Consider the following 13,457-nt stretch of genomic DNA (forward strand, 5'->3'; position numbering starts at 1 on the left):
GACATTTACGAGGTTCGGGTGTAATGTTTTCAAAGATTTCTCGTGCCTTAAAAACTGGATTTACCTCATTAATAAACTTTTGAAGATCTGCACGATCTACTAAGGTGACATCACATGCAGCTGCAAGCTCTTTTGCTTGTTTCGTAAAATAACTATTGGTCACAACCCACGCTTGATTCGCTTTATAATACGCTTTTGCCCCATAAACTTCTTGTACAGCCGAAAGACTCACCCGATTTTTAACTCCATACCTTTTGGCTTGAATGACAATCTTATCTTTGCCTTTCATCACCAAGTCAGCTCCAAAATCACCAGACTTTTGCGTGACTTGAGGTTTATAACCTAATTGCTGAAAAAGTGCTTTCAGATAGATTTCGAACTGATAACCATCCATTTTATCAATATAGGGCATGCCTGATTGGGCTAGCTCTTTCATATACTTCCGTTCACGAAAGACACGGTAAGCAAATTGAGAAAGCTTAAATAAAATGATGACAAGAAAAAGATAAAATACACTTTGAAACACTTTATCCATTCATTGAAAGCTCCTGTTCTGTTTGTTTATTCCGGAGACGTGATGCCACAGGTTGAATGCTTTTTCCATTCTTCTTTAACTCTTCGTTCCAATCTTTCGCTCCCTTTGGAATATCTACTCTTATTAAATCAGCATTAACGATTTGGTGCATTTTGTCAATAAATTCTTTTCCTCCTTGGTCATTATCGACAGCTAACACCATTTCTTTAATACTTAAGCCTTCTTTTCGAGCTTCAATATAAGACTGAGCAACGGTTTTAGGCTTTAAGCCATTCATACTAATGAGTCGTGTATTTTGTAGGCTATTCTCCTGAATACTCCAATAAGAAAGCAAATCAATTGGACTTTCAAAAAAATGAATTTTATTTGGGCGACCAACATCAACTGAAAAGCCTGTATGTGGGTTATCGTTCGGTAAGACTTGTTTAAAGGAACCACGCTTATTCTTTATAGAAGTTGTGCCTTGACGATCTGCCCCAATCACTTTTCCTTTACCTCCCTGTTCACGCCATTTAAACACGACATTGTTTCGTTTGTCCTGGGCGATCAAATCCTTTTGAAGGAGCCAGTCAACTAATCGAGGATCTATTTTACGTTCTTTTATGAGATAATCTTTTACTTTGCTTTGATCCTTTACTTCTAACTCTTTTGGATAGCGAAAAGGCTCTTTTGATGGTGAAACCGACGGTTGCTCATGCGACTGAGAAAGCTCTTTATAATTGCCTTTGTTGATATCTAATACGGCTTGTGGAAATGACATTCCATAATACATGCGAGCGAAACTGATTGCTCCATACCCTGTTTCATTCCGACTGTTCCAAGCGTACATATTTCCTTTAATGAGTAAGCTATCATGTTCCGTATGACGATAGTATTTTCCTTCTTTTACAAAGGTTTCGCCTTTGGCTTCCAGATACGACAACAAATCAACATCTCGCGCTTTCATAACCTCCTCCTCCTTGACATGTTTTCGTTCTCCCATCTAACCCCTCCCTCACTTCACCCTATGAAAAAAGAGAGCTTTTCAGCCCCCTCACTTTTCCAAACTTTTGCCATTTTTAGCGTTCTATTTCTTGCGTTTCTTTCCGTTTTTTTGAAGAATTTGCTCCATTACTCCGTGCAAAAAACTTCGTAAATCCATTCTGTGATTTCTCTTCTTTTTTCTGCTTGTCATGATCTTTTTTCTCCGTGTCTAAAGCCTTTTCAAGCTTGGTTAATTTCTCACGTTGAGAATCAGTCAAATTGAGCTCTTTTAATTCCTGCAGCACTTCTTTTTTTAATTTGTACACCTTATCAAAAGAATGCTTTTGTTCAAACTCCTTCATTTTGGCCAAACGCTGTTCTTTCTCTTGAGGTGTTTCTTGCTTAAGCTGTTTTTCGACAGGAGCTTTTTCTGCTTCAGCTTCCTTTTTCGCTTCTTTAGAAGAATCTTTTTCATCTGATATGCCTAATTGGGATAACAAACTTTGTTTAAACAGCTGCTTATACTGTGCTTCGTCACTAGGCTGCTGCATCACTTCTAGTACTTCTTGTTTGTAATCTTCTTGATATCGGTCCTTCTCTTGTGCCTGTTTACGTGCTTGAAACTGATGAGAAAGCTCATTTTCCATTCCTTTCAATTGGTCAGGGGTGAACTGCTTTTCCTTTAAGGCACTTGATTTCAACATGACATAATCGTTTTCTGCATTCACACGGGCTAACATGCTATCAATATCTTGAGGTTTCTCTTTGTCATGAGCCTGTAAAAACGTAATGTAGCTTGTTTTGAGCTGTGTCTCTCGATCTTTCTCTAAAACAGGATTCACATCATGACTCTTTAAAAAATCAAGTGTTGCTTCACTTTCATAGGCTTGTTTTTGTCCTCTTTCATCGGTGGAAACTAACAAAACCTGCGGCTTTTCTTCCCCTATAGCTGATTGTGTTAAGTAAACAGCATCAGAAGGAATCTCTTGCAGCTGTTCACCACTGATATTTGTCCAACTTTTCATCATTCTTCCTCCATTTAGATAGTATTTGAGCAATAAAAAAGAGAGCTATTTACGCTCCCTTACCTTTCGAGTTCCTGTTCGTCTTTTTTCTTTTTGACGGTGCCTGTACGTTTTTGGAATTGCATGTGATTACCCACTTCAACACGCTCTTGAAAAGTAAGAGATTGTTCTTGAACTTGACCATTGATGATCCCTTTCTCGTTTTTAGTCATAGTTGAATCAATCTGATGCTCAAGTTTCACGACTTCTTCCTTTGTCATCCATCCATTTTTAATCGCTTTTGTTTTGGTTGAATAATACTTTTCTTCAGCCGTGACACGATCTAATATGCTATCTACATTTTGTGCCGATTCCTGTTGCTGTTTTTGCTTATAATCTTCATACCCTTCTTTCATTTTCTCTTGTACATTTTCAGAAGAAAGAGTATCTGCTTGCTGCTGTTTTTCATCGTTTTTTTCTGGTGACTGATTTTTTTCTCGTTCTTTCACTAAGGTATCTTCGATTGTTTCAATAAAGCCAACGGACGTTTCATGTACCTCTTTTAAAAGCTTTGTTTTATCTTCAAAGCTCTTTCCTTTCGTCCAGTGCGACAGGTAATCCAACGAGTAAGAACTGGTGTCGATTCCAAAATAAGAGGAAACCGTATAAGCTGTCATTTCTGCCTGAAACTCTTTTTCCGCAGCCGTATAGTTTAGATGAGTGTCTTTGGTGTGAAGTTTCGCATGAGCCAATTCGTGTATTAACGTTTTTACATTTTGACGTTCAGAGTTACGGGGATTTAACGCAACTTCTTTCGTTAAGGTGTAACTGATCCCCTTTGCAGCGCCAAGCTCCTCTTTTGGTTGAATAATAGAAATACCATTCTTTTCGGCAATGGCTTCCATTCCTTTATAAAGTGCCTTGTAGTCCTCCACGTTGCCTTCTAACCAACGATTCGGAAAGATCTTAGGTAAATCGCTTGCTTTTGCATTTGTTTGTGAAATCTCAAAAACATGGCCGACTGAAAAGTACAGTCGGCCTTGAGTAACTTCTTTTTTCCCCTCTTGAATGAGCTTTTTTTCTTGAGGAGTAGCTTTATTAATAGACTTTAACTTCCCATTTTCATCTTTAAATTTAGGAACCGTTTTATTTGGAACTAGAATTTTAATACCCTTTTCACCTTTATTGACTGAGAACCCTTTATCCTTCCAAAACTTAAATGAGCCAACAGCTTGAGCACCAAAGAACTGTTCTTGAATAAGAGCTGTGTTCGACATGGAGTATTGATAAAACTTTCCCATAAAAGATAAATAGTCTTTTAATTCTTCGGTAGAATGAAAGTGCTGCTCGACCTTTTTCTGCATCCCATTCGTTAGCTCTTCAACCTCTTTACGCTTATCTTCAACGGATTTTTTCGCATACGTTTTACTCATTGTTATCCTCCTCTTCTTGATAGGAGATCCCCTTAAGCTCTTCTAATTCTTGTTCATACCAAGGTTCTTCTAAATCCACAAAAAGCTTCTGTGTTTTAATATTCATGGGCACCAACATATTCTCTTGATGCACCACATATTGATGAAACTCCTTCGCTTCTTCTGGACTTAAATTCACCTCTACTTCTTTGTCTTGATACTGTACAATGGCATGATCCTCTCCTACGGCTTTAATCGAAGCTAACACTAAATCTTTGTTAAAAAGCATATTCTATTCCTCCTCTACATTTTTAAATCTATCTTTATATAAATCCATCAATGAGATGGTTGTTTCCCTCTTGATTCTTCTGCATCAACCTTCTTTTGACGTTGATGAGCAATACGCTTCTCAACAGCTTCTTTCGCAACTTTTGTGCTATCTAACTCTTGTAAATCGGTTGTCATTAATCCATCAAAACCATGATGAAAGAAAAGACCGTTCATATATTCAATTAAAATTTGGGAGTTTTTATCGGCACTGTTTGCCCCAAGACGAATTTTCGTTAACTCATCTTTTAAAACCTGATGTAAGTTGTTACTAACCACTTCCGAAATATATTGTAATGACCATTCCTTTTCCGTGGTTTCTTGATACTTTTGGCAAATATCCATAATGGCTTCCCCAGGAAAACGAAAATGATGTTCTTCCATATAAGCTTTAATATATTCATCTGTTTTCGTATCTAATGAAATGGTACGTCGATGTTTCTCCATCATTCATAACCCCTTTCAGCGTCTCGATTATGTTCAATATCTTTTTGCAATTGCTCATAATGTTTTTGGTTCTTCCAACTGTCATATTCTGATTTAAACGCTCGTTCCATCTTTTTTAATGCAAAATGCATGGAGACATTTCGATTAAAATTCGCAGGACGTTTGGATTGTTTTCGACTTTCTATCATTCTTTTAATCTGTTGCTGCTGCTTATCATAATCCTTCATTTCTTTTAAAAAAGCATTCCCCATTCGCTTATAGAGATCATCTATTTTTGTTTGCTTATAGTCCTTGTATCGTTTCTCATCAACCTTTCCTTCTCCATACGCTTTCTTTAATTCCTCTACTTCTTTATCTAATTTTCCAAGTAATTGTTGATACTCATGGTTATGATACTTTTCAATGTATTTGTGACTCAGCACATCAATAAATGGCTTCATTGGCTTTAATGTTCGATAGCTATATTGCCACTGCCTTTTATCTTCTGGAAGATGATTATAAATTTGGAGAAACAGTGGTTGAATATCACGATTCTTCCACCTTAACGAAGAATCCTGTTTCTTTTTGCCAACCATATCCTTTCGAATTAACTCATTTATTTTCTGGTGCTGCTCACCTCGATTTAAAATTTGATTCACGACTGTTGATTTCATTGCATCCAATGTTTTGGGTTTCCTTTTTCCTCGTTCACGAGTAGGTTGTGGTTCTACTGTTGCAATATGAATATGAATGTTCTCAGTGTTGTAGTGAATGGCAGCTGACCAAACAGCCGACTCATTTAGCCTTTCCCTTTTAAGCATTTCCTTCATGGACTGACGGGTAATGTCCATTAACTTTTTCTCATCCACTGTATGAGTATCAGCATTATATAAACCATTTTCTTGGAGCCACGGATTATGAAATGTGATGACATCTTGCCACATGATACTGTTATTTTTTTGTGCTGTTTCAAACAATTTTTTTAATTGTTTTTTTTCTTCTTTATTCAATCGATTGGATTGTTGAGTAAATAAAGAAGATGTCTTATCAGGGTTATCCATATAATCTTGATAAAGGGTAAACAGTTTTTCATTTGCTCCCTGTTCTTTTTTTGCTTCCTCACGATCTACATAATCTACATAATTTTGAAAAGCTTTCTTATCAGACGTGATAAATTTTGTCTTGAGCACGACTCCTGGTATAACAGAGGACGGCTTCATTTTTTGTATCCCTCTACAATGGCAGCCATCAACTTACCATTTTTTGCGATTCTATAATCCTCAACTTCTTTAAAATTTTTCATGGTTGACCTTTGGATACTTTTTTCTGTACAACACAATGCATTTATAATATGACGACGTTCTCTTTCCAAAAGACTATCTATATTTTGAGTAACAGACTTCACCATTCTTTGTATTGAATCATCACCACGTTTCTGAGCCTCTTTATGCTCTTTACATATTTGAGAGATGGCATCAGCCGGAAAGCGCAAGTGATTTTCTTCCATGTAACTTTGAATATACTGATCTGTTTCAGTATCAAATGAAATTTTACGTCTTTGCTTCATCATTCTTCATCCTCTCCCATCATTTCTTGAATGAATCCATTAACTGTTTCAATTGCAATTGCACACTTTTCCATCATCTTTATATTTTGATAGATGATGTTTTCTAGTTCAGCTTCACGATCTTTTTGTTCTTGAAAAACAGCCAGTGTTTCAATCTGACCTTTTAAAAATTCTTGCCGTGAAATCTTTTTTTCTTTTGCGATTTCATCTATTTTTTTTACAGCAGTTGGATCAATATCTCGTAAAAGCATATCCATAACATTCGTTCCTTTCCTGTAAATTGTGGTTTCCCACTATAAAAGAGAGAAGAGCATAAGGGGTTTTTGCTATCACACGGGGTGATAGGCTAGGCAGAGCCTAGCAAAACCGTGATATCACGAAAACCTCTAAAGTGTGAACCTGCTGTTGACCTAAACTCATCCATGTGAACCTACTGTGAACATGAAAAATCAATGATGTGAACCTACTGTGAACCTCAAAAAAACACATGTTGACCTACTGTTGACATGTGTTTTTTCACTTCATGGCTAAATCTTGTTGCTTTTCATTCAATTTTTGAAGCTTTTCTTGTAAATTTTTTTGTTCATCTTCATAGAGCTGAATGCTTTCATCACTCGACTGAATGGCATCCTTTTTCATCGCAATTTTTGATTCCGTATCGGCTTTTTCCTCCTGTACTTGGTACTTCATATCACGTTGTAACTCGTTCATTTCTTGTTGCGTTTGACGTTTGTGTTTAGCTTCTACTGTGATTGCTTTTTCATAGTTTTTCATTTTCTTTTTGACAAAATCTTTTTCTAACTCATTAACTAAAAGCGCATATTCTTGTTTGGTTTTTGTTCCTTTTCCTTCTTCACTTTTCGTTTTTCGTTGGTCAGAATAGAGCGTTGTAATTAACGCATGAGCATCTATTTCCTCTGTTGAATCTGTTTCTGAATCACTCGTTACATCATCTACGTTTACTGTTTCTTTTTCTTCATTTTCTTGATAGAGATCAAAGGCAAGTGCTTCCCAATTTGGAGATAGATCGCTGATTCTTACCACATAATAGCCATCATCTTCATACAATAACTGAACAGGTAATTTGATGTTTGGATTCGCTTTTTCTTGTGCCACAAAGCTTACTTCTTCTTCATCTGTTTGATCCATTTTGATGACCATATCCAGTGAGCCATTAGCCGGATGATACACACGATTCTCAATGGTTACGGTTCCTGTTATGTTAGAAGAAACTGCCTCATAGGTTTTGGTATGATACAAAGGATCTTCTGTTTTTAAATAGAATTTTGATGTCAGTAAGGATAAAAAACCGATAAAGAAAAAGATCAACATGGCTGTATACTTCCATGACCGATTGCGATTTAAATTAAATCGATAATCTTCAAATTGCTTCTTAAATGCCATCTGCTCCACCTCATTTCATGATTTCTGTTTTCAATTCTTCAATACTATAAACCACCCATTTATTCTCTTCTTTTCGTAGAGAAACTTTAATAATGTCATGCGTTTGATCGTCGACATTCTCATCTTTTATGACAAGATGATTCGTAAATTCTGCAATGACTTCAACCTCTTCTTGCCCTCCATCATATTGTTGTACATAAAGCTGTACATCGTTTGGAATCGAAGTGTAACTATCTCCATATACGAACTTTTCAGAAGGGTAAAATTGTTCATAAAGCTCTTTGTCCATGATGGATTTTGCAGTCTTTTTACGATCCTCAAATCCATCTTTTTCACGATGATAAGACACATCGATGAATTGATTAACCGTATTCAAGTAATCTCGTTTTTGTTGTTCTTGGGCAGAAGGGCGAACTTCACGTAGTTGTTTTTTTAACTCTTTATTTTCTTCTTGTAAGCTCTCATTTGTGACTTGAATTTGTTTCGAAGCTGTTGTGTTGGAGATATTGTGATTCAGGTAAATGTTGAAAATGGTTACGCCTACCACCACAATGGCAAGCGCTCCAAATAGTAGTGCTGCTTTATTTTTCATCGCCTTTTCTCCTTTTAAAATCGTTTTACTCTTCCATTGAATCGTTCACCAAAATAGGTTCCTTTTGCCATACTTGCGATGGCTACACCTGTTTTCCCTTGGCAGCCTAAAAACTGATTATTGCCGACGTATATCCCAACGTGTCCGTCTATTTTATAGGTATCAAAAAACACTACATCCCCGGGCTTCATGTCTTTTGGATTGATTGCTTGCCCCTGCGTTTTGAGTGTATCGGTTGTTACGCCTGACATTGGACCGACATTCATTCCTACCTGTTCGAATGCCCATCTGACGAAACTTGAACAATCAAAACGTCCTGCATTAATATCAGATTGAGAGCGTCCGCCACCAAATACATAGCGTGTTTTACCAATCAACGTTTTGCCTGCATCAATCACTTTCACACCCGATTTACCACCACTTCCTCCATTCGCAGGAGCAGCCGGTTTTCCATCAGCTGTGATTGTTCCTGTGTAATACTTTAAAACCGCGTTAACGTACAAGGCGTCGCCATAACAGGCGGAATAAGGCACCATTTCAGGACGTACACAGTGATAATTTCCGGTATGTTTTACCTTTTGATATTGCAATTGTGAAAAAGAGATTGCTAACTCTGGTGTATATTTACCTCCATTTTTCATGACGTAATTGATAAATCCACCGCCAAAATTGTAGGACTGAAGGCAGAGTTTCAAATCATAATGAGCCTTTTCTAGTACACTTTTAAAATGTAAAACTCCTTTATCGACCGATAATTCAGGGCTAGAAATACATCCAACTGATCCACAAAACGACTCACTGCTTTGCATCGGATCGTTTCCTCTTCCTCCACTTTCTTGCATCATCAATGCCATCATAATTGGCACATACGAGGCATCTAACCCATGTTTTTGCGTATATTTTTCAAGTAACGGTTGATACTTCATCACCTCTGGTGACACATTAGCCGTTCCTACACCAATGCCTCCTCCCTCAATCTCTGTTACGTCACTTTGTTGACTATCTTTTTCAAATTCACCTGTAATGGCTACAATCGTACTCATAACTAAGAGGCCCGATAATCCTAACAGGATCAACGTGCCTCCAATCAAATATTTTTTTGGAATGAGCTGTAAAACAATATGCAAGGCTTATGCACCCCCACCATACAGCACTTTCTCTTCCTCATCGATTTCAATATGAAAGAGAATGTTTTTAACCGACTTAATACAAAGGAGCACATCCCCAATTGGCAGCTTCGGGATCTCAGCCAATTCACTATCGGTAATCCCTGTTTTAAACACTCGTTGAATGGTATCTAAGTTATTATCATCTTGCTGCATGATGAATTTATATTGTGTTAAATCAAAGAGCTTTTTAATTTTTTCAATCGCTGTTTGTTCGGAACCATCTGGCACAAAGTCACTAATTAAATGGCTTGCATAGATCAAACCTGCAAAGTATTTCCGTGCTTCTCGACTAAACTCTGTGAGGAAATCTAAGGCATGTTCATTGCCCTTTTTCGTGTTCACTATGTGATGGGCCTCGTCGATCACGATTAAGTAACGAATGGCATCTTCAAAGGCTAACGTCCCTTCTGTATAGGCATCTAGTTGAGGTTCGCCATTCTGCAGCATACCATCCCATAATAAACTCATGACGTTGAAAAGCTGTGCCTGTGCAATTTCATCTTTTAATTTTGATAAATGACGGATCGAGAAGAATACAACTTGTTCGTCGTTAAAATCTTCAATGGTTGAAATGCCATCAAATAAATGAGCGTATGTTTCAACCAAGTTTTCAATATTAAGCTCGATTAGTTCAAGTCTACGTTTTCGATACTCTCCTAGATTCGGATAATGCTCTCTTGTTTTCTCATCTGCATATAACTCTTTTCGAATAAGCTGTAGAAACTCACTAAAGGTTGGGTAAGCTTCCGGTGAAAGTCCTGTGATGTAATTAATTGCGCCCTTTTCATCGTTCCATAACTGTTTTTGGATATAGAGTTTACGAAGTAGCTTTTCATACTCTTTTAATTCATCATCTTTTGCTTCTGGTGCGATAAAGCGATAGAAAACAGTTAATTTAGATAGATGCTGTGTAAAGCTATTAAGCTCATGTTCATGTGTTTTAAATACCTGTAAGGGATTAATTTGCCCTTCTGATCCATCTAGCGCAATCTGTTTTCCTCCTAATTCTCTGACGAGACTTTCAAACTCTCCTACAATATCGAACCCTCGAATCTTATAGCCTTTAATGGCATTATCTGTGGTGACTTTCTTTAAAAAGGTTGATTTACCTGCGCCCATTAAGCCCATCAACACCGCATTATAACTTTTTCGTTGTTGGTCTTTATGAAACAAATCAAAGATGACGCTGCCACCTGTACGAGTTGTTCCTTGATACGTGCCGTATGGATCATCTAAGTGAGTAAAATGAAAAGGAAACCCTCCGGCTAGTGCTAATGCGGGGATTTCCTTTCCTTTTCGCTTATTGGGATATTTCTTTTGTATGTCAAAATGCGTCACTAATGATTCCCACTCATACTCTTGTTCATTTAGGAAAATGGATCCTCTGAAGTTATGCGTTTCAAGATGATGAATGACTTCTTTTAATCGCTTTTCTAAGTCAGGAATCGTTTTTTCTGCAATATAAATGCGAAGGTGTATTCGTTTGATCACTTCTCCATTTGTGACTTGACGATATAACTCTTTCATATCTAAATACTGTTCTTGGGCATCCATACGATCAATGTTTTCTTTGGCATTCACATGCCGTGCATTTTGTTCCGACATATTTTTATTGATCGCTTCTACGACTTGTTTTCGCTCATCGCTTACTACATCTAGGGTTGTAATGGCATTTGGCATGTTCATGATTGGTTCCAACCAAAAATCATTCACGTTCGTTGGATACTCATAAATATGAATACAAGTCGAATATCCATCTCCGTTTCGAACGAGGTTTTCTTTAAAGCTCACGCCCCCTTGTGGTTGAATCTGTGCCACAAAATGAGGATTGTATCCTTTTTTCTGCTTAATCTCTTGAGGTGTTTTCTCTTTTTTACGGAAAGGTAAAGGCATCATCTATTTTTCATCCTCTCTTCTTTTTCAAATTAAACTTTTTATAAAACTTAGGTTATTTGACCGTTTTCATCAAACGTTGAGATTTCGTCAAAAACTGTACCGGACTCTATGATTTTGTTAATATCAGAAGATAATTTTATATATTCTGTTGTATTTTCTTTATTGGCTTCTAGATAGGTGAATTTACAATATAGATACAGCCCTTCATACCCTTCTTCTTTTATTCGTTGAGTATTTATGATGTAACTTTCGTACAGTTCGTCTTCAATTGGTTGACCTACTACATTTTTATGTTCCGTAATATACCACTGAAAATGTCCCTCTGAATCGGGCGCTGCATGAAAAATCAAAACAGCGTCACGCTTATTTTTTTGAAGCCGGATGGCGTATTTGATCACCTTTTATTTCACCCTTTCTTATTGTTTATTACCAAGCTTGGCGTTTTGATTGTAGAGTTTGTAAAGAAGGTTAATTTGTTTTTCATCCGAAACAGGTAACAGAGGGATAGCCAGTTGAATATCTCGCATAAATTGGTCTTTTCGCTCTTTGACAGCGAGTTCAGTCGGTCCATATAGGAAAAGAAAGTATTCTCGATTGGTTCGCCCCCATTCTAAATATTGAAGCTCTTTTAACTTTTTTCGTAAGAATCGAAGTGATAACGCATTGTTGGCCTCTCGAATCTTCTTTTCAAGATACTGTTGTTGCTTTTGGGTTGAAACGGGCAAGTTTAATGAGATGATTTTAAAAGGATCTTTATCGCCCTGGTATGTTTTAGCCAGTGTATAAATATTGCGTCCTGCCTCTTGGTCATGCATGGCATTGATATCTGTACTCTGAAGCTGCCAGATTCCAAAAAAGCCTCCCTCATCTTTTAGCTGAAATAATCCACTATCTGTTTGATCGATAATGGGAATAATATCAGCCACACTTTTTTTCACCTCCGGTAATTTCTCTTTCTTTTTTTCCTTTTCAGCCTTTGAAGGTTGTAACAAAGAAAAAGGATTCTTTTTCTTTGTACGAGTGATCTGTTTATCCAGTTCCTTTTCATCAAAGAGAAGGGAGTTACTTGTCTTTTTTTCTTTTAAAATAGGTTTCTCTTTTTCTAGGATTCTTTCATCAAATAATGCCATCTATTACCCTCCTTTATTCTTGATCCCGATCTATCGCACAATACGTGCTCTTCTTTCGTACCAATGTAAGCAATAACGCCTCATACATCCGTTTTTTAGGGTTCGTACTTGGTCTAACGATCATCAATAGCCCAAATATGCCCATGAAGATATAAAAGGGAATTTGAAGTGTAGGATGAATAAAAAAACGTAACATCATCGTGACCATAAGTAAGCCAATAATGAACAACAAATCGAAGAGATAAAGTGATTTATTAATCTTTAATTCCGTCGAGATTTCTTTCGGAATGTTATAGTTTGCCATGACTCTTCTCCTTCCCATAAAAAAGAGAAGTAACGCCTGTTACTTCTCTTCTGGTTTATTTCGTTTCTTTGATCCAAGGTTTCGTAAATCTCGTCCTGTATTTCGTCCAATTTGATAAGAACGTTTTGTTTTATGGATTGTTTGCGAATTATCAATACGTTCTTTTACCTTTCCTACCCCTCCCTTAAAGTTATCTTTTACCACTTGTGCAATATTACGTGTTTCTATCCGGTTCTGTTCTGGCATTGGAATATCGTCTGTTGAAGTAGGAACTGTGTCTTTTTCAATCTGTTGTTTTCCTTGGCGAGGTTCCTGTGTAGCTGCCACTTGTGCTTGTGCTTGATCCATCCCTGTCGGCATAGAGACAGAAGGTTCTCTTGTTGGTGTAGGATAGCTTACGTTTTCTACAGAAGATCCACCTTCGTTTGTACTTCCGCCGTAACCGGAAGTTTGGATTTCCTCATGAACAGGTGTACTCATACTTCTTATAGAAGATCCGCCTTCGCTTGTACTTCCGCCGTAACCGGAAGTTTGGATTTCCTCATGAACAGGTGTACTCATACTTCCTATAGAAGATCCGCCTTCGCTTGTACTTCCACCGTAAACGGAAGTTTGAATTTCTTCATGAACAGGTGTACTTATACTTCCTACAGAAGATCCGCCTTCGCTTGTACTTCCACCGTAAACGGAAGTTTGAATTTCTTCATGAACAGGTGTACTTATACTTC

Annotated in this window: 16 protein-coding genes and 1 pseudogene; all 17 read right to left on the reverse strand. The window is 37.2% G+C overall.

Features of this window, described 5'->3' with window-relative positions; all coding sequences use genetic code 11:
• A partial coding sequence (locus ACH0CI_RS26450) for a restriction endonuclease (RefSeq protein ID WP_406902464.1) occupies nucleotides 1-535 on the reverse strand: 535 nt, incomplete at its 3' end.
• Entirely contained in the window at nucleotides 528-1,517 is a 990-nt protein-coding gene (locus tag ACH0CI_RS26455; RefSeq protein WP_406902465.1) for a toprim domain-containing protein, read from the reverse strand. The genes ACH0CI_RS26455 and ACH0CI_RS26450, both read right to left, overlap by 8 nt.
• Nucleotides 1,518-1,593: 76 nt before the next feature.
• Nucleotides 1,594-2,523, reverse strand: a complete 930-nt coding sequence (locus tag ACH0CI_RS26460; RefSeq protein ID WP_406902466.1) for a guided entry of tail-anchored proteins factor 1 — start codon at nucleotides 2,521-2,523, stop codon at nucleotides 1,594-1,596.
• 410 nt (nucleotides 2,524-2,933) lie between these two features.
• Nucleotides 2,934-3,935, reverse strand: a pseudogene (locus tag ACH0CI_RS26465) (ArdC-like ssDNA-binding domain-containing protein); the annotation flags it as partial.
• Nucleotides 3,928-4,203, reverse strand: a complete 276-nt coding sequence (locus ACH0CI_RS26470) for a hypothetical protein (RefSeq protein ID WP_406902467.1) — start codon at nucleotides 4,201-4,203, stop codon at nucleotides 3,928-3,930. The pseudogene ACH0CI_RS26465 and the gene ACH0CI_RS26470, both read right to left, overlap by 8 nt.
• 47 nt (nucleotides 4,204-4,250) lie before the next feature.
• On the reverse strand, nucleotides 4,251-4,688 hold the full coding sequence (locus tag ACH0CI_RS26475; protein ID WP_406902468.1) for a hypothetical protein: 438 nt from the start codon (nucleotides 4,686-4,688) through the stop codon (nucleotides 4,251-4,253).
• Entirely contained in the window at nucleotides 4,688-5,887 is a 1,200-nt protein-coding gene (gene mobP2 / locus ACH0CI_RS26480) for a MobP2 family relaxase (RefSeq protein WP_406902469.1), read from the reverse strand. Before mobP2 ends, ACH0CI_RS26475 begins: the two co-directional genes overlap by 1 nt.
• On the reverse strand, nucleotides 5,884-6,234 hold the full coding sequence (locus ACH0CI_RS26485; RefSeq protein WP_406902470.1) for a hypothetical protein: 351 nt from the start codon (nucleotides 6,232-6,234) through the stop codon (nucleotides 5,884-5,886). Before ACH0CI_RS26485 ends, mobP2 begins: the two co-directional genes overlap by 4 nt.
• Nucleotides 6,234-6,491 (reverse strand): hypothetical protein, encoded by a 258-nt coding sequence (locus tag ACH0CI_RS26490; RefSeq protein WP_075422497.1) that lies wholly within the window; start codon nucleotides 6,489-6,491, stop codon nucleotides 6,234-6,236. Before ACH0CI_RS26490 ends, ACH0CI_RS26485 begins: the two co-directional genes overlap by 1 nt.
• Nucleotides 6,492-6,750: 259 nt before the next feature.
• Complete coding sequence (locus tag ACH0CI_RS26495; protein ID WP_406902471.1) at nucleotides 6,751-7,638, reverse strand: hypothetical protein; 888 nt, start codon at nucleotides 7,636-7,638, stop codon at nucleotides 6,751-6,753.
• Between the two features lie 10 nt (nucleotides 7,639-7,648).
• Nucleotides 7,649-8,230, reverse strand: coding sequence for a MerR family transcriptional regulator (locus tag ACH0CI_RS26500; protein ID WP_406902472.1), 582 nt, complete (start codon nucleotides 8,228-8,230; stop codon nucleotides 7,649-7,651).
• Between the two features lie 14 nt (nucleotides 8,231-8,244).
• Nucleotides 8,245-9,357, reverse strand: coding sequence for a bifunctional lytic transglycosylase/C40 family peptidase (locus tag ACH0CI_RS26505; protein WP_406902473.1), 1,113 nt, complete (start codon nucleotides 9,355-9,357; stop codon nucleotides 8,245-8,247).
• 3 nt (nucleotides 9,358-9,360) lie between these two features.
• A complete protein-coding gene (locus ACH0CI_RS26510) occupies nucleotides 9,361-11,295 on the reverse strand; it encodes a VirB4 family type IV secretion system protein (RefSeq protein WP_406867009.1) in 1,935 nt (644 codons plus the stop codon).
• A 47-nt stretch (nucleotides 11,296-11,342) separates the two neighbouring features.
• Nucleotides 11,343-11,693, reverse strand: coding sequence for a hypothetical protein (locus ACH0CI_RS26515; protein WP_406902474.1), 351 nt, complete (start codon nucleotides 11,691-11,693; stop codon nucleotides 11,343-11,345).
• Nucleotides 11,694-11,711: 18 nt separating this feature from the next.
• Nucleotides 11,712-12,425, reverse strand: a complete 714-nt coding sequence (locus ACH0CI_RS26520) for a hypothetical protein (RefSeq protein WP_172738221.1) — start codon at nucleotides 12,423-12,425, stop codon at nucleotides 11,712-11,714.
• A gap of 13 nt (nucleotides 12,426-12,438) precedes the next feature.
• The gene (locus ACH0CI_RS26525) at nucleotides 12,439-12,729 is read right to left on the reverse strand and encodes a DUF5592 family protein (protein ID WP_097813629.1); all 291 of its coding nucleotides are present in this window, start codon (nucleotides 12,727-12,729) and stop codon (nucleotides 12,439-12,441) included.
• Nucleotides 12,730-12,768: 39 nt separating this feature from the next.
• On the reverse strand, nucleotides 12,769-13,457 hold a 689-nt coding region (locus ACH0CI_RS26530; RefSeq protein WP_406902475.1), incomplete at its 5' end, for a hypothetical protein.

It is taken from the genome of Priestia sp. 179-F W1.4 NHS, from assembly GCF_045369295.1.
In the GTDB taxonomy this organism is placed as follows: Bacteria; Bacillota; Bacilli; order Bacillales; family Bacillaceae_H; genus Priestia; species Priestia zanthoxyli.

Bases quoted from the DNA above. Each gene is read 5' to 3' on its own strand.
- ACH0CI_RS26510 (WP_406867009.1), bottom strand. From the start codon at position 11,295: ATGATGCCTTTACCTTTCCGTAAAAAAGAGAAAACACCTCAAGAGATT.
- ACH0CI_RS26460 (WP_406902466.1), bottom strand. From the start codon at position 2,523: ATGAAAAGTTGGACAAATATCAGTGGTGAACAGCTGCAAGAGATTCCT.
- ACH0CI_RS26500 (WP_406902472.1), bottom strand. From the start codon at position 8,230: ATGAAAAATAAAGCAGCACTACTATTTGGAGCGCTTGCCATTGTGGTG.
- ACH0CI_RS26525 (WP_097813629.1), bottom strand. From the start codon at position 12,729: ATGGCAAACTATAACATTCCGAAAGAAATCTCGACGGAATTAAAGATT.
- ACH0CI_RS26520 (WP_172738221.1), bottom strand. From the start codon at position 12,425: ATGGCATTATTTGATGAAAGAATCCTAGAAAAAGAGAAACCTATTTTA.
- ACH0CI_RS26495 (WP_406902471.1), bottom strand. From the start codon at position 7,638: ATGGCATTTAAGAAGCAATTTGAAGATTATCGATTTAATTTAAATCGC.
- ACH0CI_RS26485 (WP_406902470.1), bottom strand. From the start codon at position 6,234: ATGAAGCAAAGACGTAAAATTTCATTTGATACTGAAACAGATCAGTAT.
- ACH0CI_RS26490 (WP_075422497.1), bottom strand. From the start codon at position 6,491: ATGGATATGCTTTTACGAGATATTGATCCAACTGCTGTAAAAAAAATA.
- mobP2 (WP_406902469.1), bottom strand. From the start codon at position 5,887: ATGAAGCCGTCCTCTGTTATACCAGGAGTCGTGCTCAAGACAAAATTT.
- ACH0CI_RS26475 (WP_406902468.1), bottom strand. From the start codon at position 4,688: ATGGAGAAACATCGACGTACCATTTCATTAGATACGAAAACAGATGAA.
- ACH0CI_RS26470 (WP_406902467.1), bottom strand. From the start codon at position 4,203: ATGCTTTTTAACAAAGATTTAGTGTTAGCTTCGATTAAAGCCGTAGGA.
- ACH0CI_RS26455 (WP_406902465.1), bottom strand. From the start codon at position 1,517: ATGGGAGAACGAAAACATGTCAAGGAGGAGGAGGTTATGAAAGCGCGA.